General features: G+C 73.6%; 18 protein-coding genes, 1 pseudogene and 1 riboswitch. Of the genes and pseudogenes, 10 read left to right on the top strand and 9 right to left on the bottom strand.

Going from position 1 to position 22,239, the window contains the following annotated elements; genetic code table 11:
• Positions 1-59: 59 nt before the first annotated feature.
• The 6 genes and pseudogenes from MRQ36_RS10675 to MRQ36_RS10650 form a co-directional block, all read right to left on the bottom strand.
• Positions 60-632 (bottom strand): hypothetical protein, encoded by a 573-nt coding sequence (locus MRQ36_RS10675; RefSeq protein WP_242794709.1) that lies wholly within the window; start codon positions 630-632, stop codon positions 60-62.
• 38 nt (positions 633-670) lie between these two features.
• Positions 671-1,216: an ATP/GTP-binding protein gene (locus tag MRQ36_RS10670; protein WP_242794708.1), complete on the bottom strand. Its 546-nt coding sequence runs from the start codon at positions 1,214-1,216 to the stop codon at positions 671-673.
• A gap of 218 nt (positions 1,217-1,434) precedes the next feature.
• Positions 1,435-1,755, bottom strand: a complete 321-nt coding sequence (locus MRQ36_RS10665; RefSeq protein WP_308194798.1) for a DUF742 domain-containing protein — start codon at positions 1,753-1,755, stop codon at positions 1,435-1,437.
• 148 nt (positions 1,756-1,903) lie between these two features.
• Positions 1,904-2,364: pseudogene (locus MRQ36_RS10660) on the bottom strand (roadblock/LC7 domain-containing protein).
• Positions 2,361-2,855, bottom strand: a complete 495-nt coding sequence (locus tag MRQ36_RS10655; RefSeq protein WP_242794706.1) for a hypothetical protein — start codon at positions 2,853-2,855, stop codon at positions 2,361-2,363. The pseudogene MRQ36_RS10660 and the gene MRQ36_RS10655 overlap by 4 nt, the downstream one beginning before the upstream one ends.
• Positions 2,856-2,866: 11 nt before the next feature.
• The gene (locus MRQ36_RS10650) at positions 2,867-6,238 is read right to left on the bottom strand and encodes a nitrate- and nitrite sensing domain-containing protein (RefSeq protein ID WP_242794705.1); all 3,372 of its coding nucleotides are present in this window, start codon (positions 6,236-6,238) and stop codon (positions 2,867-2,869) included.
• 375 nt (positions 6,239-6,613) lie between these two features.
• On the opposite strand from MRQ36_RS10650, the gene MRQ36_RS10645 reads away from it, so the two are divergent.
• Together MRQ36_RS10645 and MRQ36_RS10640 are read left to right on the top strand one after the other, a co-directional pair.
• Entirely contained in the window at positions 6,614-9,481 is a 2,868-nt protein-coding gene (locus MRQ36_RS10645; RefSeq protein ID WP_242794704.1) for an alpha/beta fold hydrolase, read from the top strand.
• Positions 9,481-10,377, top strand: a complete 897-nt coding sequence (locus MRQ36_RS10640) for an ABC transporter permease (protein ID WP_242794703.1) — start codon at positions 9,481-9,483, stop codon at positions 10,375-10,377. The genes MRQ36_RS10645 and MRQ36_RS10640 overlap by 1 nt, the downstream gene beginning before the upstream one ends.
• A gap of 67 nt (positions 10,378-10,444) precedes the next feature.
• Here MRQ36_RS10640 and MRQ36_RS10635 read toward each other — a convergent pair whose 3' ends face one another.
• Positions 10,445-11,158 (bottom strand): hypothetical protein, encoded by a 714-nt coding sequence (locus tag MRQ36_RS10635; protein WP_242794702.1) that lies wholly within the window; start codon positions 11,156-11,158, stop codon positions 10,445-10,447.
• Positions 11,159-11,306: 148 nt separating this feature from the next.
• Here MRQ36_RS10635 and MRQ36_RS10630 point away from each other — a divergent pair, with 148 nt between their 5' ends.
• Positions 11,307-11,756, top strand: a complete 450-nt coding sequence (locus MRQ36_RS10630) for a DoxX family protein (protein WP_242794701.1) — start codon at positions 11,307-11,309, stop codon at positions 11,754-11,756.
• 64 nt (positions 11,757-11,820) lie between these two features.
• Here the strand turns inward: MRQ36_RS10630 and MRQ36_RS10625 are convergent, their stop codons facing one another.
• Positions 11,821-12,126: a helix-turn-helix transcriptional regulator gene (locus MRQ36_RS10625; protein WP_242794700.1), complete on the bottom strand. Its 306-nt coding sequence runs from the start codon at positions 12,124-12,126 to the stop codon at positions 11,821-11,823.
• Between the two features lie 90 nt (positions 12,127-12,216).
• On the opposite strand from MRQ36_RS10625, the gene MRQ36_RS10620 reads away from it, so the two are divergent.
• The 4 genes from MRQ36_RS10620 to paaN all read left to right on the top strand — a co-directional run bounded on the left by MRQ36_RS10620 (position 12,217) and on the right by paaN (position 17,932).
• A complete protein-coding gene (locus MRQ36_RS10620) occupies positions 12,217-13,191 on the top strand; it encodes a DMT family transporter (RefSeq protein WP_242794699.1) in 975 nt (324 codons plus the stop codon).
• A 142-nt stretch (positions 13,192-13,333) separates the two neighbouring features.
• Positions 13,334-13,465, top strand: a riboswitch (SAM riboswitch).
• Positions 13,466-13,477: 12 nt separating this feature from the next.
• On the top strand, positions 13,478-14,767 hold the full coding sequence (thrC, locus tag MRQ36_RS10615) for a threonine synthase (RefSeq protein WP_242794698.1): 1,290 nt from the start codon (positions 13,478-13,480) through the stop codon (positions 14,765-14,767).
• Positions 14,768-15,186: 419 nt separating this feature from the next.
• Entirely contained in the window at positions 15,187-16,206 is a 1,020-nt protein-coding gene (locus MRQ36_RS10610) for a GNAT family N-acetyltransferase (RefSeq protein ID WP_242794697.1), read from the top strand.
• A gap of 52 nt (positions 16,207-16,258) precedes the next feature.
• Entirely contained in the window at positions 16,259-17,932 is a 1,674-nt protein-coding gene (gene paaN, locus MRQ36_RS10605; RefSeq protein ID WP_242794696.1) for a phenylacetic acid degradation protein PaaN, read from the top strand.
• A gap of 95 nt (positions 17,933-18,027) precedes the next feature.
• Here the strand turns inward: paaN and MRQ36_RS10600 are convergent, their stop codons facing one another.
• On the bottom strand, positions 18,028-18,558 hold the full coding sequence (locus MRQ36_RS10600; RefSeq protein ID WP_242794695.1) for a GNAT family N-acetyltransferase: 531 nt from the start codon (positions 18,556-18,558) through the stop codon (positions 18,028-18,030).
• A gap of 223 nt (positions 18,559-18,781) precedes the next feature.
• On the opposite strand from MRQ36_RS10600, the gene MRQ36_RS10595 reads away from it, so the two are divergent.
• The 3 genes from MRQ36_RS10595 to groL all read left to right on the top strand — a co-directional run bounded on the left by MRQ36_RS10595 (position 18,782) and on the right by groL (position 22,175).
• The gene (locus MRQ36_RS10595; RefSeq protein ID WP_067305333.1) at positions 18,782-18,985 is read left to right on the top strand and encodes a cold-shock protein; all 204 of its coding nucleotides are present in this window, start codon (positions 18,782-18,784) and stop codon (positions 18,983-18,985) included.
• Positions 18,986-19,097: 112 nt separating this feature from the next.
• Positions 19,098-20,273, top strand: a complete 1,176-nt coding sequence (locus MRQ36_RS10590) for a hypothetical protein (protein ID WP_242794694.1) — start codon at positions 19,098-19,100, stop codon at positions 20,271-20,273.
• A gap of 279 nt (positions 20,274-20,552) precedes the next feature.
• On the top strand, positions 20,553-22,175 hold the full coding sequence (groL, locus tag MRQ36_RS10585) for a chaperonin GroEL (RefSeq protein WP_242794693.1): 1,623 nt from the start codon (positions 20,553-20,555) through the stop codon (positions 22,173-22,175).
• Positions 22,176-22,239 lie beyond the last annotated feature (64 nt).

Raw genomic sequence — 22,239 nt, 5'->3', positions numbered from 1 at the left:
CAGTAGCCGCCGCCGGCCCCCGGTCGCGCGGGCGGCGGCGCGGGCGGACGCGCGCCCGGTCAGGGCAGCGGACCGGGGTCCGCGAGCAGCGACGGGTCGCGCCGGATCAGCTCGGCGAGCCGGGCGGCCGGGTCCGCGCCGGGCCCGTCCTGGCCGGGCGCCGACACGGTCTTCACCGACATCGGCCAGGCGGGCGGCGGCTTCGCCACGGCCTCCGCGCCGACCGTCACGTCCGGCCCGGCCCAGGACACCCGCAGGGGGTACGCCCGCCCGTCGTGCTCCACCCGTAGGGTGACGGCCAGCCCGGGATGCGCGGCGACCACCCGGCGGACCGCCTCGGCGACCTCCTCCACCGGGTCGCGGGCGACCGGCTGCCCGGCGAGCGGTCGGCCGGCCTCCGGCTCCCGGGCGACGGGCTGCCTGCCGTCCGTCTCCCGGGCGACGGGCTGCCGCCCGTCCGGCTCCCGGGTGACCGGCTCACGCCCGTCCCGCGACCGGTACGTCCCCGCCCCACCGGCGGGCCGGGCCGGTGCGATCCCGTCGGCCTCGTCGTCCGGAGTGCCCGCCCGGCGCCGCAGCGCCTCCTCCCGGCGGGCCATCCGGGCCAGTGTCTCGTCCAGATCACCTCTCATCACGTCCCCCTCTTCCGGCAAGCGGGTCGAGCCGTCGATCAGGCGTCCCGCTCCCGGGTCGCCCGTTCCAGCGCGCGGTCCAGGACGACCAGCAGGGCGTCCCGGACGGAGAGCCGTTCCCGTGCGTCGAACTGCACCACCGGTACGTGGTCACCGATGGCCAGCGCCCAACGGACCGACGCCAGGTCGTGCGCCAGCCGCCCGTCGAAGGCGTTCACCCCCACCACGAAGGGCAACCCGGCCCGCTCGAAGAAGTCGATCGCCGGGAAGCAGTCGTCGAGCCGGGCGCTGTCCGCCACCACCAGTGCCCCGAGCGCGCCCCGGGCCAGGTCCTCCCACATGAACCCGAACCGCGTCTGGCCGGGGGTGCCGAAGAGATAGAGCTTCAGGCTGCGGTCGATGGTCACGCAGCCGAAGTCCATCGCCACCGTGGTGGTGGTCTTGGTCGACCGTACGCCCGGGTCGTCGACGCCGATCCCGGCGCTGGTCATCTCGGCCTCGGTGGTCAGCGGGGCGATCTCGGAGATCGCGCCCACCGTGGTGGTCTTGCCCACCCCGAACCCGCCGGCGATGAGGATCTTCACCGGGATCGGCGCCGTCCTGGCCGGGGTGCCCGTGACCGCCGGCGCGGACCCGCCCGGCGGCCGGTACGGCGGCGGCGCGGAGGTGGGTGCGGGCCCGGGTGGTGCCGGCGCGGGCGGTGGCGGCACCGGCCGGCCGAGCGGAACCGGGACCGGCCGGGGTGCCGTAGCGGGCGGCGGCGCTGTTGGCGGCGAGCCCGCCCGCCGACGGGACGGGCCATTCAGGAGATCGCACGGAGTCCATCAATCAGTCGCAGGATGAGGGCCGGGTCGAAGACGTCCTCGGTACCGCCGACGTGCACGTCGAGGTGGCCGGCGGCGCGCAGGTCGCCGACCAGGACCCGGGTCACGCCGAAGTGCATCCGCATCCGGGCGGAGATCTCGGCGACCGAGATCGGCTCGCCGCAGAGCGCGACGATCGCCTGGAGTTCGGGGGCGAGCCGGGACGACACCGCCCACGAGCCGGTCTCCGGGCGGGCGGTCACCTGGGTCTCCAGGCCGATCGCCGGGTCGGCTCCGGTCGTCCGCCCGGCGGTCAGCACGAACGGTCGCGGGCTGGCCGGCCGGTCCGGGCCGGTGTCGACCCCTCCCGGCTCCGCCGGCGGGGGCGGGCCGGCGGGGACGACCGCAGGTAGGGCCGGATCCGGACGGCGGGGTCCGGATCCGGTTCCTCGCCGGCGACCTCGGGGGTCATTGCTGAACGGCGTTCTTCAGCTCGGCGATGAGGCGCGGGGTCAGCGCGCCACCGGCCCGCCCGGCGAAGAGCGTCATCTCGTACGCGACGGTGCCGAGGTTGGCGGACCGGTCCGCGACGACGCCGAGCACCGAGCCGCTGCTGATCGCGCTGATCAGCAGGTAGCCCTCGGCCATGTCGACGATCACCCGGTTCAGGCCGCCGAGGGCGTACCAGCTGGCGGCGCCGCCGGCCAGGCTGGTCATCCCGGACACCACGGCGGCGAGCCGTTCCGCGTTGGAGCGGTCCTTGATCGCGGACATGGCCATCAGCAGGCCGTCCGAGGAGACCGCGATCGCCTCCATCACCCCGCGGTGCTGGAGGTGAACGAGTCGAGCAGCCAGTTGAAGGTGCGGGCCTCCGGGCTGAGCTCGCCGGGGTGGCTGTCGACGTTGTCGTGCAGGAAAGGGCTGGTCACCGTGATGATCCCTCTTCGTTGCGGCGGTCTGGACTGACTTCGCGCAGAGCACGGGCGACGCCCGCCTCGAACTGGGTGATGAGGTCGCGTACCTCGGCCGGGTCGCCGGGGTGCGGGCTGGGCGGTGGTGCGTGCGGTGCGGTGACGGTGAGGTTCGCCCCGGGGACCCGCCGACTGAGCCGCGGTCGCTCGGGCGTGGGCTCCACCGGTCCCGCCGGGTCCGGCCCGACGACGCCGGCCCGGGTCGGTTCGGTCGTGGCCGCCCGGAAAGCTTCGGCGGCGTCCGCCCGGATCGCTTCGGGGACGTCGGCCCGGATCGGTTCCGGGACGTCCGTCCGGATCGGCCCGGTGGTGCTCGGCCGGGTGCGTTCCGCCCGGAGGATGCCGGACTGGAACTCCTCGACCAGCGCGCGGACGGCCGCCGGGTCGGCCGGCGGGACGTCGACCGGCCGGCCCACCGGGCCGGTCCGCGGCAGGCTCGCGCCCGGCACCCGCTGCCGGATCAGCGGTCGTACCCCGGTGGCCGGCGCGGCGGGCGGCCCGGCGGCGAGCAGGGCGGCCCGGCCACCGGCTGCTGCGGCTGGTCGGTCCCGGTCCGCGCGGCCGGGGCGTCCGTCGCGGTGGCATCGACCGCATCGGTGGTGCCGAAGGCGTTCCACGGCTCGCCCGCCGCCATGCTGCGGGTGGCCCGGCTCAGCAGCGCCGGGTCGAAGCCGGGCAGGGCCAGCTCCGCAGCGGCCGGCCGCCGGTCCTCCGTCGGCGCGGCGAGCGCGCTCCGCCCGTCGACCGGGGCGGCGCTCGGCCCCCGGTGTTCCGGCGACCGCCGGTCCCGGGCCGGTACGGCGGCCCGCGCCACCGTGACCCCGGCCCGCTCCGGCCGGCGGATCACCAGCAGCGCCCGGGGGATCTCCAGCCGGGCGGTCACCCCGCCACCGGCGGTCGGTACGAGGTCCACCTTCCAGCCGTGCCGGCGGGCCAGCCGCCCGACCACGAAGAGGCCGAGCACCTCGGTCGGGGCCAGGTCGAGTCGTTCCCGCCGGGTCAGCCGGGCGTTCTCCTCGGCGAGGCGTTCGGCGGTCATGCCGATGCCCCGGTCGACCACGGTCAGCCGGGCGCCTCCGTCGGTCAGCTCGCCGGCCACCACCACCCGGGTGTGCGGCGGGGAGGAGACGGTGGCGTTCTCCATCAGCTCGGCGAGCGCCAGCACCAGGTCGCCGACGGTGGCCGGCGCGGCCGACACGCCGGGCGGGACCTGCACGTCGACCCGGGTGTAGTCCTCGATCTCGCCGAGCGCCAGCCGCACCACGTCGGCCAGCGGCACCGGTGCGACGTGGCCGTCGGTGCCGGCCGACCCGGAGAGGACGACCAGGCTCCCGGCGTTGCGGCGCAGCCGGCTGGAGATGTGGTCGAGGCGGTACAGGTGCTCCAGCCGGCCCGGGTCGGTCTCCTGCCGTTCCAGCCGGTCGATCAGGGCGATCTGCCGGCCGACCAGGTTCTGCGTACGGCGGCCGACGTGGCCGAACATCTGCGCCACGTTGCGCCGGCCGGCGACCTGCCGTTCGACCAGCCGGGCGGCGGTGCTCTGCACCCGTTCGAAGGCCCGCGCCAGGTCGCCGATCTCGTCCCGGGCCCGGACGTCGACCGGGTCGAGGCGGACCGGCTGGACGGACTCGGACTCGTCGTCGGCGACCCGGACCAGTTCGGCCTCGGCGACCCGGGCGACCCGGTCGGCGGAGCGGGTGAGCCGGGTCAGCGGGCGGGCCACCGTCCGGGCGACGGCCATGCTGAGCAGCACCACGACCAGCAGGACCAGGGCGGCGGCCAGGCCCACCAGCCAGGCGACGGTGAGCGCCCGCCGCTGGTCGGCGGTGGTCTCGGCGATGACGTCCGCGACGACCTTCTTCTCCACGAACTGACCGAGCGTGATCATCGAGCGGACGGACGGGAAGAGCGCGTCCAGCGGCACGGCGGCGATCGCGGCGACCGGGTCCCGGACGCTGTCGACCAGGAAGGTGGGCGAGGTCCGGGCGGCCACCGCCGCGTCGTCCAGCATGGCGAGCTGGTACTGCTCGCGGGTGATCAGGCCACGGAACCGCAGGTTGTCCACCTGGAGCGCGGACATGCAGGCGATGTAGGCCGCCGAGACCTTCGGGTCGCCCGTCGCCTTGACCAGCACGATCAGGGTGGCGCAGGCGCTCAGCCCCTCGTCGGCGCGCAGCAGCGCGTCCAGCGCCAGCACCTGCCGCCCGGCGGAGGTGTCGGTGTCCACCTGGAACGGCAGCCGCAGCGCCTCGATCAGCGCCGTGTCGACCGGCCCGAAGGCCGCCAGGATCTGCTCCGGGGTGGCCTTCCCGGCGAGCACGGCGGTACGCAGGTCGGCCAGTTTGCGTACGCCGTCGAGGGCCGCCGCGACCCGGCCGGGGAGCGACTCGGCGCGCAGGTCGGCGACCTGGTCGTCCACCGTCGCCGACTTCTGGATCAGCTCGGTACGGCTCACCCGGCCCAGCAGCAGCCCCACCGAGAGCAGCCGTTCCTGCTGGAGGTCCTGCACGAGGCTGCCGATCCGGCTGGCGACCCGGACGGTGGCGGCGGTGTCGCCGGCCCGCTGCGCGGCGGCCACCCGGCCGAGGACGACCGGTACGGCGAGCCCCACCATGCTCACCAGCGGGATGATCACGAGCAGGGCGAGCTTGCCCCGGATCCGCAGCCTACCGAGCAGCATCGAAGGGTCCCCACCGTTCCGGCTCGGTGCCGCGGACCGGGCCGACCGGCTGGAGCTGGCGCGGCTCGGCGGGCGGCTGCCACGGGTCGGGCAGCGTGTCGGCGTCCTGCCGCTCCCGCCGTTCCTGCTCGGCCCGGCGGGCCGGCCCAGGGCCGCGAGCAACGTCCAGACCAGCACCGCCAGCAGCAGCGCGGCGGCTCCCACGGCGGCCACGGCCACCCAGCGGTCCCGGTCGAGCCGGTCGATGCGCTCGGCCAGCAGCGCGTCGAGCTGGTCGAAGATGACGCCGCGCAGCTGCTTGGCGGCGGCCTGGGCGGTGCCGCCGCTGGCGGAGAGCCCGGCCGGGTCGGGTGCCGCGGTGCCGGCGGCCGGCGTGCCGTACGCGCCGAACGCCTCGAGCGAGCGCTGGTAGGTGTCCAGTGGGGTCAGCACGTTGGCGCCCAGGTCGGTGCTCTCCGAGCTGTCCACCGCGGCCCGCAGGTCAGCCACCAGGTCGGTGGCCGGGACGAGGGCGGCCACCCGAAGTTCGGCCAGCTGGAGGAGGGCCTTCGGCCGTTCGGCGGCCGGGCGTCGGGGAGCCAGCCGGGACATGTCCACGAGCCGGCCGGCGTACACCGTGGCGGTGGGGAGGTCCCCGGTGATGGCGTCCTGGAGGAAGAACGAGTCGGACTGTGGGTCGCGGGTCAGCCCGGAGCTCTCCCGCACCTTCCGGTACAGCTGCAGCAGCAGGTCGGTGGCCTCCCCGTACGCGACGAAGGCCGCCTCCGGGTCGGTGATCGCCCGGTCCGGCAGGGCCTCCAGCTTGGCCCGGAGCCCGGACCACCGTTCGTGGCTGCGCAGCTCGTCGCCGACGGCGCTGTCCACGGTGGCCATCTGCTCGACGGCGGCGGTGAGCGCGCCGCGGGAGACCGATCCGCCGCCGACGGTGGTGGACTGGGCCTCGACCAGCGCGTCGGTCACCGGGCCGAGGGCGCGCAGGTAACGCACCCCGAGCCGTTCCCGGCCGGCCAGTTCCCGGTCGTCCCCGGTCAGCCGGTACGTCTGCGTGAAGAGCAGCCCGACCGGGGCGACCAGGGCCAGCACGAGCAGCAGCGGCAGGACGCGGCCCGACAGCCGGGGCCGTCGACTGGCCCGCGACGCGGGGACGGTCATGATCGGTCTCCTCCGGCGACGGCGGGGGATTCTGGGTGGGTGGGCGGGGTCGCCGCGGTGGTCCCGTACACCGGACCGGAAACTAACCGAACCGCGCGCCGGTGGGAGCGCCGTCGCTCAGTCGGCTTCGCGTCACTTCGGGCGGTGTCACACGGTGTTCACCGGGCCGGCACCGTGCGTTCCGTTGGGCAGTCGTATGGCGGCATCGATTACGGTTTGCGAACGTAGATGTGAATTCACGTGATCCGAATTCATCCCGCTGGGATGTGCTGGACGCTGCGCGGTCGATCGGACTCGGACACCGATCGGCGCTACCGGACGGACGTACGGCGGATCTCAGGTAATGCTCAGGTTCCGCGCCGTACCGTGTGCGCCATGAGATCACCGCTGCCGACCGCGCGGGTCCGGCGTGCCCTCGCCACCCGCCGACGCCGTGTCGTCGCCGCGGCGGTCGTGCTCGGTCTGGCCGCCGCCGGCGTGTTCTGGGCGGCCCGGTCCGGACCGCCGGTCTTCCGGACCGAGTCGGCGACGGTGACCGTGCGCTCCGGACCGGCCGGCGACCAGCCGGTCGACCTGGACACCACGCTCTATCTGCCGGCGGACGCCTCGGCCACGCGCAAGGTGCCCGCGGTGCTGCTGGCGCACGGCTTCGGCGGCACCAAGGAGTCGGTCCGTCCCGACGCGGAGGACCTGGTCGAGCGCGGCTACGCGGTGCTGACCTGGACCGCCCGGGGCTTCGGCCGCAGCGGCGGCGAGATCCACCTGGACAACCCCGACTACGAGGTACGGGACGCCCAGCGCCTGCTCGACCGGCTGGCCGCCCGCCCGGACATCCGCACCGACGCCGCCGGTGACCCCCGGGTCGGTGTGGTCGGCGGCTCGTACGGCGGTGGCCTGGCCCTGCTGCTCGCCGCCCAGGACCCCCGGGTCGACGCGATCGTCCCGATGATCACCTGGAACGACCTCTCCCGGGCCTTCCTGCCGGAGAGCACCGGGAAGCCGCCCACCGAGGGCGTGTTCAAGAAGGGCTGGGCCGGGATCTTCTTCGGGGGCGGCGGCAGCGCCGGCTCCGGTCCGGCCGGCGTCTCCGGCGGCACGGCCGGTCAGCCGGAGGGCGCCCCGGCGTCGGCCGGCCCGCCCAGCCCCCGGCCCGGCGGGGGCCCCGGCACCGGCTCCGGCCGCGCCCCCGGTGGCGCCGCCGACCCGTCCTGCGGCCGGTTCGCCGCCGACGTCTGCGCCGCCTACCTGCGGATCGCCACCACCGGACGGGCCGACCAGGCGGCGGTGGACCTGCTGCGCCGTTCGTCGCCGGCCGGCGTGCTGGACCGGATCAAGGCGCCCACCCTGCTGGTGCAGGGGGAGGCCGACACCCTCTTCCCGCTCGCCGAGGCGGACGCCAACGCCCGGGGCATCGCCGCCGCCGGTACGCCGGTGCGGGTCGCCTGGTTCACCGGCGGCCACGACGGCGGCTCGGGCCCGACCTCCGACTCCGACCGGGTGAAGTTCCTGACCGCGCAGTGGCTCGACCACTACGTCAAGGGCGACGGCCCGGCACCCGGCGACGGGTTCACCTTCTCCCGGATCGCCGGCTTCGACGCGCTCGACCGGGGCCTGGTCGCCACCGGCTACCGCACCGCCGACTATCCCGGCGTCGACGGGGACACCCGGCGCGAGGTCGAGGTGACCGGCCCGGGCCAGGCGATCGCGAACCCGCCCAACGGCAACCCGGCGGCCATCTCGTCGGTGCCCTTCGCCGGGGCGCTCGGCTCGCTGCTCGACGGGGTGGCCGGCGACATCCCCGGCCAGCACGCCCGCTTCGAGTCCGCGCCGCTGGACGACGCGGTCGACGTGGTGGGCTCCCCGACGGTCCGGCTCCGCGCCGCGTCGGCGACCGGCGAGGCGGTGCTCTTCGTCAAGCTCTACGACGTCGACCCGCAGGGCGCCGCCACGCTCCCCGACGGCCTGGTCGCGCCGGTCCGGCTGACCGGCCTGCCGAGGACCGTCGACGCCGCCCAGCCGGTCACGGTGACCCTGCCGGCGATCGTCCGCCGGGTCGAGGCCGGGCACCGGCTGCGAATCGTGGTGGCCACCGCCGACCAGGCGTACGCCGGCCCCGCCGAGCCGGCCGTCTACACGGTCGCCGCCGCCGGGCCGCTGACCGTGCCGACGGTCGACGGCGAGCCGATCCCCACCACCGCCACCGTCTGGCGCTGGGTGCTGGTCGGGCTGCTCGCCGCGATCGCGGTCGGGCTCGTCGTGGTCGTCCTGCTCGCCCGCCGCCGGCGTGGCCGCCAGGACAGCTCCGTGCACCCGGAGTACGCGGGCATCCCGCTCGCGGTCCGCCAACTCCGCAAGGAGTACGCCGACGGCTTCGTCGCCGTCTCGAACGTGGACTTCGAGGTGCACCCCGGTCAGGTGGTGGGCCTGCTCGGCCCGAACGGCGCCGGCAAGACCACCACGCTGCGGGTGCTGATGGGGCTGACCCAGCCGACGGCCGGGGAGATCTATGTCTTCGGGCACCGGCTGGTGCCGGGCTCGCCGGTGCTGTCCCGGATCGGCGCGCTGGTGGAGGGGCCGGGCTTCCTGCCGCACCTGTCCGGGCTGGACAACCTGAAGGCGTACTGGCGGGCGACCGGGCGGCCCTGGGACGACGCGCACTTCGACCAGGCGCTGGAGATTGCCGGTCTGGGCGACTCGGTGCACCGGCGGACGAAGAACTACAGCCACGGCATGCGCCAGCGGCTGGCCATCGCCCAGGCCATGCTCGGCCTGCCCGAGCTGCTGGTGCTGGACGAGCCGACGGACGGCCTGGACCCGCCGCAGATCGCCGAGATGCGCCGGGTGCTCCAGCGGTACGCCACCGACGGCCGGGCGGTGCTGGTCTCCAGCCACCTGCTGGCCGAGGTGGAGCAGACCTGCACCCACGCGGTGGTGGTGAACAAGGGGCGGATCGTGGCGTCCGGCCCGGTCGAGGAGATCGTCGGTGAGTCGCCGAGCGTGCTCTTCGAGGTCTCCGACCCGGACGCCGCCCGGACGGTGCTGGACCGGCTGCACGGCGTCCGGGTGCTGCCCGACGGCGACGGCGGCCTGGTGGTGGACACCAACGGCACGCCACGCAGCGACGTGGTGGCGGAGCTGGTACGGGCCGGCATCGGGGTGGACCGGGTGGTGCCGAGGCGCCGCCTGGAGGACGCGTTCCTCGCCCTGGTGGGCGAGAACTCTCGGGGAAGCGGTGACCGGTGATGGCGGGCTCTTCGGTCGGCTCGACGACGGACCCGGTCGGTCCGGGTGGGGCGGCGGTCGGCTACCGGCCGTCGGTGACGCTGCCGTTCCGGGCGGAGTTCCGCCGGCAGGCGTCGCGGCGGCGTACCCAGTTGGCGCTCGGGTTCATGGTGCTGCTGCCGCTGATCATCCTGGTCGCCTTCCAGTTCGACTCGGGCAACGACGGCGACAACGGGCGCAACGAGTTCGCCAGCCTGGTCGACCTGGCCACCTCGGGCGGGCTCAACTTCACCCTCTTCTCGATCTTCGTGTCGGCGTCGTTCCTGCTGGTCGTGGTGGTGGCGCTGTTCTGCGGGGACACGGTGGCCAGCGAGGCGAGCTGGGGCAGCCTGCGCTACCTGCTGGCGGTCCCGGTGCCCCGGGCCCGGCTGCTCACGGTGAAGCTGGTGGTGGCGCTCGCGTACTCGGCGCTGGCGCTGCTGCTGCTCGCCGGCACCGCCCTGCTCGCCGGCACCCTCCGGTACGGCTGGTCGCCGCTGCGCAGCCAGGTCTCCGCCGAGCTGGCCCCGACCGACGGGCTGCTCCGGCTGCTGGCGGTGCTCGGCTATCTGGCGGTCGTACTCCTGGTGGTGGCCGGCCTGGCGTTCCTGCTCTCGGTGACGACGGACGCCGCGTTGGGCGCGGTCGGCGGTGCGGTGCTGCTCTGGATCCTCTCCAGCATCCTGGACCAGATCACCGCGCTGGGCGCGCTGCGCGCCTTCCTGCCGACCCACTACGCCAGCGCCTGGCTGGGGTTGCTCTCCACCCCGGTGCAGACCGACGACGTGGTGCGCGGCACCATCTCGGCGGTCAGCTACGCCACGCTGTTCTGGGGGCTGGCCTTCTGGCGCTTCACCCGCAAGGACATCACCAGCTGAGGTCGGCGCGCGGACGGTGGGCGCGGTGGGGCCGGCGCGGACGCCCCGGCCGTCACCGCCCACGACGTCAGGGGGTGTACGCGGCGTCGGTGTGGCCGACCTCCGTCAGCGCGGTTCCGGCGAGCTGGTAGACCGTGGTCCGCTTGATGTCCAGCTCGGCCATGCTCCGGCCGTCGCTGCGGGTCAGCCAGACCACGGTGGCCCGCTGCCCGCTCACGCTGATCGAGGTGACCGGGTTGCGGTCGCCGAGGTCGACCAGGGTCCGGTAGGCCGGCTTGCCGGCCGAGTTGTGCCACACCACGACGGTCCAGAACTGTCCGACGCCACCGGCCCGCAACGTCACCACGCCGACCGCGTCGGCGGCCTTGTCGCCGTCCAAGTCGCCGATGCCGCACGGCTTCTGCAGCTCGACGCTCGCCCCGTCCTCGCCGTTCCAGATGCCGTCGAGCAGCGGGATGTAGTCGGGGTAGCCGTTGAACTTCACCTTCGCGCTGCCGACGTGCGCCCCGGCGAGTTGCTTGCAGGTGAGCGCCGGCACCGTGGCCGGCACCGGCTTCGGGGCGGGGGCCTTGGTGGTGGCCACCGGCGCGGCCGTGGTGCTGCTCGGCGTCTCGTCAGGGGTGGTCGGCGTGGCGTCGGAGGTGGTCGCGGCGGCGGTCGGGGTGTCGGCCGGCGGGGTGACCGTGGTGACCGCGGAGGCGACCGGGCCGGAGTCGCCTCCACAGGCGGTCAGCAGACCGACCAGGGCGAGGGTCGCGAGGCTCGGCAGGGTCCGGCGCATGGGCGGGGGGTCCTCTCTCGGGGAAGGTGCCCGCACCGTACTGAGCCGGTGCCACCGGGACGCCTTCCCATCCACAAGGAATCTATTAACTTCTATGTCTACGTGCCCCATGATGAGAAATCCATTCATCCCCATCAATGGAGGCATCATGAGTCTCGACCGGCTGAACGGTCCGGCCCTCTCCCTGTACCGCATGGTCGTCGGCCTTCTCTTCCTCTGTCACGGCCTCTCGTCGCTGCTCGGCGTCCTGGGCGGCAACCGGGGCACCGGCCACGCGGTGCCGGCGGGGCAGTGGCCGGGCTGGTGGGCGGCGCTGATCCAGGCGGTCTGCGGTGCGCTGGTGCTCGTCGGGCTCCTCACCCGCCCCGCCGCCCTCCTCGCCTCCGGTTCCATGGCGTACGCCTATTTCACCGTGCACCAGCCCGAAGGGCTGCTGCCGATCCGCAACGGCGGCGAGCCGGCGGTCCTCTTCTGCTGGGCGTTCGTGCTGATCGCGGTCCTCGGCCCGGGCAGTTGGGCGCTGGACGCGGTGCTCCGGCGCAGCCGGACCGCCACCGCCGGCCCCCGACCGGCCCCGCGTTCCTCGGTGCCGGCCTGACCGGCCACGCCGTGCCGCGGTCAGCCCCGGCGGGGAAGGGACGTTCCCCGCCGGGGCTCAGCCCTCAGGGGCGGTGGGGTGCGGCGAGGACCGCATCGAGCAGGCCGGGATAGAGGCGGTCCAGTTCGTCGCGGCGCAGTCGGACGTACCGGCTGGTGCCGGCGACCCGGGTCCGGGTCAGTCCCGCCTCGCGCAGCACCTTCAGGTGGTGGCTCCGGGTGGCCTTGGAGATGCCCAGCTCGAAGGTGCCGCAGACGTGCTCGCCACCCCCGGCGAGGGTCCGCACGATCTGCAGCCGGACCTCGTCGGCCAACGCCGCCAGGACGGCGGTGACCGGTACGTCGCGCAGCTCGGGCTCGTGCAGCTCCATGTGACCAGTGTAACCGTTGTTCGACTTTCGTCGAACAAGCTCCTAGAGTCGGCGTCGTTGGTTCGACGATACTCGAACATTGGAGCTGCGATGCGCTCTCGTCACGCCACCTTCCCGCTCTTCGCCGTGCTCAGCTGGGGCGTCATGTTCCCCGTCCTGGCCAGCGCCCTCACCCGGGTCGACCCGCTGAACCTCACCACCGTCCGCTACCTGCTCGCCACCGCCGTCCTGGTCGCGCTCCTGCTGCTCCGGGAGGGTCCCGGCGCGTTGCGCTCCGGTGGCCGGGCGGTCGAGGTGGTGGTGCTCGGGGTGCTCGGCTTCGCCGGCTTCAACGTGCTCACCAACCTGGCCCTCGGGCACGCCGCCCCGCAGCAGATCGCCCTCTTCGTCGCCACCGTGCCGCTGGTCACCCAGCTGGTCCGCTGGGTGCGGGACGGCGTACGACCCCGGCCGGCGTTGCTGGTGGTCTCGCTCTTCGCCCTGCTCGGTGTCGGCCTGGTGATCACCCGGGGTCGGCTCGACGGGCTCGGTCAGTTCGGGGTCGGCGGGTTGTTGATGATCGGCGCGGTGCTCGGCTGGGCCGTCTACACCCACGGAGCGAGCCGGTTCGCCGACTGGTCCCCGTTGCGCTACACCACGCTGACCGCGGTCGCCGGCACCGTGGCGATGCTCGTCGCCAGCGCCGTCGCCGACCGTACCGGCGTCCAGCACGCGCCCGCCGCCGCCGACCTCGTCGCGGTCGCCCCGCAGCTGGCGTACGCCGTGCTGGTCGCCGCCGTGCTCGCGGTGCTCGCGTGGAACACCGGGGTCCGCCGGCTGGGCGCGGCGGACGCCGCGCTCTTCATGAACCTGGTCCCGGTGACCACCTTCGTGGTGCAGACCGCGCGCGGCTACCGGCCCGGCGTGGTGGAGCTGGTCGGTGCGGCCCTGACCATCGCCGCCCTGGTCGCCGCGAACCTGGTGACCCGGTCCCGCGCCGTTCCCGACGCCACACGCGCGCCTGCTCCCAGCGCCGTCACCGACCGCCCGGCGGTCGTCGACCCCCTCGCCGTGGCCGCCCGCTGACCCCCGACCCCACCGCACCGCGGTGAGCGGTGCTGCGGCTTCCGGGCCGGTGGGTGCGCGGTGCGGGTCAGGTGGCTCACAGCGTGGGAACCGCGGGTGGCGGTGGTGGACGGAGTGCTTAGACTCGGCGGTACAACTGAATACCTCATCCAGAGGGGCTGAGGGATACGGCCCGACGACGCCCCGGCAACCACCCGCACGCTCGACGACGAGCCGCGTGGGCAGGTGCCAATTCCGTCCCCGTCGCAGGGTGCGATGCGGGGAAAGATGAGAGGACCTCCTCGACATGACGTCGACGCTTCCCGCCGCCACCGGCATCGACACCACCCTCAGCCCGGCCCGTGCCCTGGTCTGTCGCGCCTGTTCGGCGCGCTACCCGCTCGCCGCGCAGCACGCCTGCTACGAGTGCTTCGGCCCGCTGGAGGTCGACTACGACACCGCCGCCCTGGCCACCGTCACCCGCGCCCAGATCGAGGCCGGCCCGAACAGCATCTGGCGGTACGCGGCCCTGCTGCCGGCCGGCCAGGACCCGGCCACCCGGGTGACCGTCGACCCGGGCCTCACCCCGCTGGTCGCCGCCCCGAACCTCGCCGCCGAGCTGGGCCTCACCGGTCCGCTCTGGGTGAAGGACGACAGTGCCAACCCGACCCACTCGTTCAAGGACCGGGTGGTCTCGGTGGCGCTGACCGCCGCCCGGGCGCTCGGTTTCACCCGGTACGCCTGTGCCTCCACCGGTAACCTGGCCAACTCGGTCGCCGCACACGCCGCCCGGGCCGGCGTCCCGTCGGTGGTCTTCATCCCCAGCGACCTGGAGCAGGGCAAGGTCGTCACCACCGCTGTCTACGGCGGCGAGCTGGTCGCCATCGACGGCTCGTACGACGACGTGAACCGGCTCTGCGGTGAGCTGGTGGAGACCGACGAGTTCGAGGACACCGCGTTCGTCAACGTCAACGTCCGGCCCTACTACGCGGAGGGCTCCAAGACCCTCGGGTACGAGGTGGCCGAGCAGCTCGGCTGGCGGATCCCCGCCCAGGTGGTGATCCCGATGGCCTCCGGCGAACTGCTCACGAAGATCGACAAGGCGTTCGCCGAGCTGGTCGAGATCGGCCTGGTCGAGGCGCCGGCCGGTGGCTGGAAGGTGTTCGGCGCCCAGTCGGCCGGCTGCAATCCGATCGCCACCGCGCTGCACGCGGACACCGACACCATCACCCCGGTCAAGCCCACCGGCATCGCCAAGTCGCTGAACATCGGCGACCCGGCCGCCGGCCTCTACGCGTTGGAGGCGGTCCGCCGCACTGGCGGCTGGATGGAGTACGCCGACGACGACGAGATCCGCGCCGGCATCCGTGACCTGGCCCGTACCACCGGGGTCTTCGCGGAGACCGCAGGCGGCGTCACCGTGGCGGTCCTGCGCAAGCTGGTCGAGTCCGGAAAGCTCGACCCGGCCGCCGAGACGGTGGTCTTCAACACCGGCGAGGGCCTCAAGACCCTCGACGCGGTGGCCGCCGAGGTCGGCCCCACCCACCGCATCAAGCCCTCCCTTCGCGCCGCCCGCGACGCCGGCCTCCTCACCTGACCCCACCCCCACCCCCACCGCCCCGTCCCGCCCGCCCCCTCGGCGTCGATCATGGACTTGTCGCGCCCGGGAGACGGCTTTCGCGAGTTTTGTCGCCCGCCACGCCTCCATGATCGACGAGGGAGGCGGGGGCGACTGGCTGGGTGGGGGAGGGTGGGATCGCCCGAAGGGGGGATCGGGCGCATCAGGGGGTAACTGGCGTTTCGCTGTGAGTGTGAAAAACCCGCCGGTAAGGACTTGACGGCAGGATTCGGACGGCGCAAGATGCTCCGTGCGGGAGGGCGTTTCGCCGGAGACTTTCTAAGTTCTTACGACCCAACGCCGGAGGCGTTGTGCGATCGTCCCTCCCGACCAACGTCGCCGTCGGGGTCAGCGAAATTCGCTGGCCCCGATCGCCGTTTGCGACCACTCTCGCTCCCATGAGCATCACGATCGCGCCGTTCGACGCCGCCGACCGGGGCGCGATCGACGAGGCGTACCGGATCGGCGCGGCGGCCAACGCCGCCGACCTGCCGGACTTCCCGCCGTTCTGCCGGCGGCGCTTCGACGCCGGGATCCACCACCCGATGCCGGGCAACGCGCCGCGCTGGGCGCTGGCCCGGCTGGACGGCGTACCGGCCGGCTATCTCCGGCTGGACCTGCCGCAGCTCGACAACACCGAGAACGCCAACGCCGAGCTGGTGGTGCATCCCGACCTGCGTCGGCGGGGCGTCGGCCGGGCCCTGCACGAGCACGGGTTGCGGGTGCTGCGCGAGGACGGCCGCAAGCGGGTGGCGTGGATGACCGTCGCGGCGCTGCCGGACGGAGTCGCCCGCCCGGAGGCGCCTGCGGCGTTCGCCGCCATGACGGGCGCCCGGCCGGTGCTCGCCGAGGTGCGCCGCCGGCTCGACACCGGCCGGCTCGACCATGCCGTACTCGACGCCCTGGCCGCGGAGGCCCGGGCGCGCGCCGTCGGCTACCGCACGGTCCGCTGGCAGGGCGACACCCCCGAGGAGTACGCCGCCGACGTGGCCTACCTCGACGGTCGGCTGATGACCGACGCGCCCCTGGGTGACCTGGAGTGGGAGCCGGAGCAGGTCGACGTGGCCCGGCTGCGGGGCACCGAGCGGGCGCTGGACGCGCGGGGCCGCCGCCGCTACCACCACGCGGTGCGGCACGAGGAGTCCGGCCGGCTGGTGGCCTGGACCCTGATCGACCTCGGTCCGAGCGCGGACTGGCACGCGTACCAGCAGATCACCCTGGTCGACCCGCCGCACCGGGGGCACCGGCTCGGCCTGCTCACCAAGATCGACAATCTGCGCTACGTGCTGGACCACGAGCCCGCCCTGCGCGCGATCGACACCTGGAACGCCGCCGAGAACCACCACATGGTGGCGATCAACGAGCAGCTCGGCTTCCGGCCGGTCGACGCCTGGACGGACTGGCAGTTGACGGTTTGAGATGTGACACGGGTCTACTGATCTGGTGGCTTCCTGTTGCATGATGGCGGACATGACGGAGACCCCGCACCCCCTGTACGACAGGCACGCCGACACCCTGAACCGTGCGCTGACCGCGATCACGGAGCGGGGCTACTGGTCCGCCTACCCGGAGTCGCCCAGCCCTCGGGTCTACGGCGAGACCGCCGCCGCCGACGGTAAGGCCGCCTTCGAGGCGTACCTGAACGGCGACTTCCCCCTGGACCAGCCGACGGACGGCGACACGGTCGCCACCGAGGCGAGCCCGTTCGGGCTGGCGCTGGACGTCCGCTACCCGCACGCCTCCGCCGACCAGCTGGTGGCCGCCGCCTCGGCCGCCCTGCCGGCCTGGCGCGACGCCGGCCCGCAGGCCCGGGTCGGGGTCTGCCTGGAGATCCTGGACCGGCTGCACAAGCACATCTTCGAGCTGGCCAACGCGGTGCAGTTCACCAGCGGCCAGGCGTTCGTGATGGCCTTCCAGGCCGGTGGCGCGCACGCGCTGGACCGCGCGCTGGAGGCCGTCGCCTACGCGTACGCGGAGATGACCCGGCACCCGGGGACGGCCGGCTGGGAGAAGGCCGCCGGCAAGGGCGACCCGCTGCGGATGACCAAGACGTTCCACGTGGTCCCGCGCGGGGTGGCGCTGGTCATCGGCTGCAACACCTTCCCGACCTGGAACTCGTACCCGGGGCTCTTCGCCTCGCTGGTCACCGGCAACCCGGTGGTCGTCAAGCCGCACCCGCGCGCCGTGCTGCCGCTGGCGATCACCGTGAAGTACGCCCGTCAGGTGCTCGCCGAGGCCGGCTTCGACCCGAACCTGGTCCAGCTCGCCCCCGAGGCCCCCGGCGAGAAGCTGGCCTCCACGCTGGCCCTGCACCCGGCCGTGAAGATCGTCGACTTCACCGGTTCCACCGAGTACGGCGACTGGCTGGAGGCGAACGCCCGGCAGGCCGCCGTCTACACCGAGAAGGCCGGCCTGAACACGGTGGTGATCGACTCCACCGACGACTTCGCCGGGATGTGCCGCAACCTGGGCTTCACGCTGACCCTCTACAGCGGCCAGATGTGCACCACCTCGCAGAACCTCCTGATCCCCCGGGACGGTATCGAGACCGACCAAGGGCACAAGAGCTTCGACGAGGTGGCCGCCGGGATCGCCGGCGCGGTCGGCAAGCTCACCGCCGACCCGGCGCGTGGCGTCGAGCTGACCGGCGCGATCGTCAACGACGGCGTGCTGGAACGCCTCGACGAGGTGACCAAGGTCGGCGAGCCGGTGCTGGAGTCGCGGACCGTCGAGCACCCGGCCTTCCCCGGCGCGGTGATCCGTACGCCGACCATCGTCAAGCTGGCCGCCGGCGACACGGCGACCTACTCGCGGGAGTGGTTCGGGCCGATCTCGTTCGCCATCGCCACCGACTCCACGGCGCACAGCCTGGAGATCCTGCGCGCGACGGTGGGGGAGAAGGGCGCGCTGACCGCGGCCGTCTACTCCACCGACGAGGCGGTGCTGGACGCGGCCGAGGCGGCGGCGATCGACGCCGGGGTGCACCTGTCCTGCAACCTGACCGGCGGTGTCTTCGTCAACCAGTCGGCGGCCTTCTCCGACTTCCACGGCAGCGGCGCCAACCCGGCCGCCAACTCCGCCCTCACCGACGGCGCGTACGTGGCGAACCGCTTCCGCATCGTGCAGTCCCGCCGCCACGCCTGACCCGGTCCACCTCGTCGATCATGGACTTGTGGCGGCTCGCGGAACGGGCGGAAGCCGACGAGTCGGACACCACAAGTCCATGATCGCCGGGTGGGTCAGGCTCGGCGGCGCATTTGGAGTTCGTGCAGGGCGGGGAGGCGGGGGTGGGGGACGCGTACGCCGGTGTCGGTGAAGCCCAGGCGCTGGTAGGCCCGGTAGGCGCGGTCGTTGCCGACCACCACCTCCAGCATCAGCTCCGGGCGCCCGCACTCCCGGGACCAGGCGGCCACCGCCTCGACGAGGTCGGCGAGGAGTCCGCTGCCCCGCCAGGCGGGCGTCAGGTAGACCGCGTAGACCACCGTCACGGCGGGCTCGCCGGGGGCGGCGATGCCACCTGCGTGACCGACGAACCGTCCGCCGGGGTCGGCGACGAACTGGGCCGCGCCGGTGCCGGTGGAGACCGCCGCGACCCGGGCGGCGTACTCGGCGTGCGGGCGGGCCGCCGCCTCGGCGACCGTCTCCAGGAAGGCCAGCGGTGAGTCGGCGAGCATCTCCAGCCGGAGCGCCCGCATCCGGCCGGCGTCGCGGGGGCGGACCCGGCGGACGGTGGTGGTCCGGACGGGCGGGCCGACGGTCGCGCTGGTCATTCCGCATGCATACTCCAACCATGACCGTCCATGTCGTACCGGTCGCGGAATCGGGCCGGAACATGCCCGATCTGGGGTCGTGCGTGGCCGTCACTCCTCGTGTAGCGTGCGATTTCGCATCCCCGGTTCAGCGACCGTCGCCGATCGCCGGAACGGTGGTCCGGGCGCGGCCCCGCGCGGCGTCCGAGCTGGTGGAACGCCGCGCAGAGTGAGGAAGTGCACCGTGGCACAGGGCACCGTGAAGTGGTTCAACTCCGAAAAGGGCTACGGCTTCATCGCCGTCGACGGCGGGCAGGACGTCTTCGTCCACTTCTCCGCGATCGAGATGGACGGCTACAAGGCGTTGGACGACGGCCAGCGGGTCGAGTTCGAGATCGCCCAGGGGCAGAAGGGCCCGCAGGCCGAGCGCGTCCGCGTCATCGCCTGATCCGCTCGCCGCCCGGCGGGCGGCGTCTCCACCCGGGGATCCGGGGCTGCGGTGCGGGTGCGTACCGGGGAAGATCATGAGCCGTTCCAGCCATTGCCGCTGAGGAGGGTCCATGTCCGACCAGCCCCCGCCGGGTCCGACCGACCCGGCGCCGTCCGGCGCCGGCCTGCCGGCCGACCCGCCACCACCACCGGCCGGCCCTCCGCAGCCCGGCCACCCGGGGTACGCCGTGCCGGGCGCTCCCGGGCAGCCCGGGACCGCGTACCCGGCCCAGCCGGGCGGGCAGCCGCCGGGGTGGACCTGGCCGGCGGCCGGCGGCGCCCACCCCGGCCAGCCGTACCCGGGTCAACCGCCGATGCCCGGCCAGCCGTACCCGGGCCAGCCGTACCCGGGTCAACCGCCGATGCCCGGCCAGCCGTACGTCTGGCAGCCCGGTGGCCCGGGCTGGGACCCGGCCGATCCGCTGGTCACGCCGCCGCACGCCGGTGTCGGCGGCTGGTTCTCCCGGGTCGGCGGCGCGCTGCGCCGAGGGTGGCGGCTGCTGCTGCCGATCATGCTGCTCACCCAGGCGGTGCCGGGCGCGGTGGTCTCGGTGATCGGCCTCGCCCTCGCGCCGACCGGTGAGCCGACGACCGGGCCGGACGGGGCGCCGGTCCTGCCGGACGGCTACCTGCGCGACGCGCTCGCCTTCTACGTCACCGTGCTCGTCGCCAGCCTGCTGCTCGGCCTGCTGCAGAACGTGGGGTGGGCGGCGGGCACCTGGGTGGTCGCCCGGCAGGCGGCCGGCGAGCCGGTCGGGTTCGGGGCCGCGATCGGGTACGGGGTGCGCCGGGTCCTCGGTCTCTGGGGCTGGTCGTTGGTGACCTCGCTGCTGATCGGGGTCGGCGTCTGCTTCTGCGTGCTGCCGGGGATCTACGCGGCCTTCGCCCTCGCGCTGGTCGGCCCGGTCTATCTCTTCGAGCGGCAGAACCCGGTCGGTCGCTCGGTCGGGATGTTCCACCAGCGGTTCGGCCTGGTGCTCGGCCGGCTCGCGCTGGTCGCCGCGGTGATCGTGGTCGGTGCGCTGGTCAGCTTCGTGCTGGAGTCGGTCGGGCAGCTCCCGTTCGGGGCGCACCCGTTGTCCGCCTCGGGCACGGCGCTGGGCGCCGTGGCGGTGTCCCTGGTGGTGGCCGTGGTGGTCGTGCCGGTCAACGTGGCGCAGCTGATCGGGCTGGTCGTCACGTACGCCGAGCAGCGGGCCCACGAGGGCCCGGTGAACGCCGCCCGACTGGCCGCGGAACTCGGCTGACCCGGGCCATCGTGCTTGCACTCGGCAAGGGAGAGTGCTAAACCTGTCATTGGCACTCGCATACGGTGAGTGCCAATGGTCGGGGCGGTAGGGCCACGGCCGCACGGGCGTCTCGATGGCGCACGGGTGGCACATGGCCGGTCGTCGCGGGCTGTCCGGCCCGACCGAGGAGGACGTCGTCGTCGCCAGGTGGCGACGTCCCCAAGGTGCGTACACCAGGCGGCCCATCCGGGGCACAACACTCGGGTGGCCCGTGAGTGTCCAGGAGGACAACGCCGTATGGCCAAGATGATCGCGTTCGACGAAGAGGCGCGCCGCGGCCTCGAGCGGGGCATGAACCAGCTCGCCGACGCCGTGAAGGTGACGCTCGGCCCCAAGGGCCGCAACGTCGTGCTCGAGAAGAAGTGGGGTGCCCCCACCATCACCAACGATGGTGTGAGCATCGCCAAGGAGATCGAGCTCGAGGACCCGTACGAGAAGATCGGCGCTGAGCTGGTCAAGGAGGTCGCCAAGAAGACCGACGACGTTGCCGGTGACGGCACGACGACGGCGACCGTCCTGGCCCAGGCCCTGGTCCGTGAGGGCCTGCGCAACGTGGCCGCCGGCGCCAACCCGATGGCCCTGAAGCGGGGCATCGAGACCGCCGTCGCCAGCGTCTCGGAGGAGCTGCTCAAGCTCGCCAAGGACGTGGAGACCAAGGAGCAGATCGCCTCCACCGCCTCCATCTCGGCCGGTGACAACACCGTCGGCGAGATCATCGCCGAGGCGATGGACAAGGTCGGCAAGGAAGGCGTCATCACCGTCGAGGAGAGCAACACCTTCGGCCTGGAGCTCGAGCTCACCGAGGGTATGCGCTTCGACAAGGGCTACATCTCCGCGTACTTCATGACCGACCCGGAGCGGATGGAGGCCGTCTTCGACGACCCCTACCTGCTCATCGTCAACAGCAAGATCTCGTCGGTGAAGGACCTGCTCCCGATCCTGGAGAAGGTCATGCAGTCCGGCAAGCCGCTGCTGATCATCTCCGAGGACATCGAGGGCGAGGCCCTGGCCACCCTGGTCGTCAACAAGGTCCGGGGCACCTTCAAGTCGGTCGCCGTCAAGGCGCCGGGCTTCGGTGACCGCCGCAAGGCCATGCTCGCCGACATCGCCATCCTCACCGGTGGCCAGGTCATCAGCGAGGAGGTCGGCCTCAAGCTGGACGCCGTCGGCCTCGACATGCTGGGCCGCGCCCGCAAGGTCGTGGTGACCAAGGACGAGACCACCATCGTCGACGGTGCCGGTGACGCCGAGCAGATCCAGGGCCGGGTCAACCAGATCCGGGCCGAGATCGACAAGAGCGACTCCGACTACGACCGCGAGAAGCTGCAGGAGCGCCTGGCCAAGCTGGCCGGCGGTGTCGCGGTGATCAAGGTCGGCGCGGCCACCGAGGTCGAGCTCAAGGAGCGCAAGCACCGCATCGAGGACGCCGTCCGCAACGCGAAGGCCGCCGTCGAGGAGGGCATCGTCCCGGGTGGTGGCGTCGCGCTGGTGCAGGCCGGCAAGACCGCCTTCGACAAGCTGGACCTGACCGGCGACGAGGCGACCGGCGCGCAGATCGTCAAGATCGCGCTGGACGCCCCGCTGCGGCAGATCGCCGTCAACGCCGGCCTCGAGGGTGGCGTGGTCGTCGAGCGCGTCCGCAACCTGGACGCCGGGCACGGCCTCAACGCCGCCAGCGGCGAGTACGTCGACCTGCTGGCTGCGGGCATCATCGACCCGGCCAAGGTGACCCGGTCGGCGCTGCAGAACGCCGCGTCCATCGCGGCGCTCTTCCTCACCACCGAGGCCGTCGTGGCGGACAAGCCGGAGAAGACCCCGGCCGCCCCGGCTGGCCCGGGTGGCGGGGACATGGACTTCTGAGTCCAGCTCTCCCAGTACGCCGAAAGGGGCGGGCCGCGTCAGCGGTCCGCCCCTTTCCGTCGTC

The sequence above is a fragment of the Micromonospora sp. R77 genome (genome assembly GCF_022747945.1).
Taxonomy (GTDB): Bacteria; Actinomycetota; Actinomycetes; order Mycobacteriales; family Micromonosporaceae; genus Micromonospora.
Note: the sequence above shows the minus strand (reverse complement) of the source record. Positions and strands in the feature narration are given on the sequence as shown.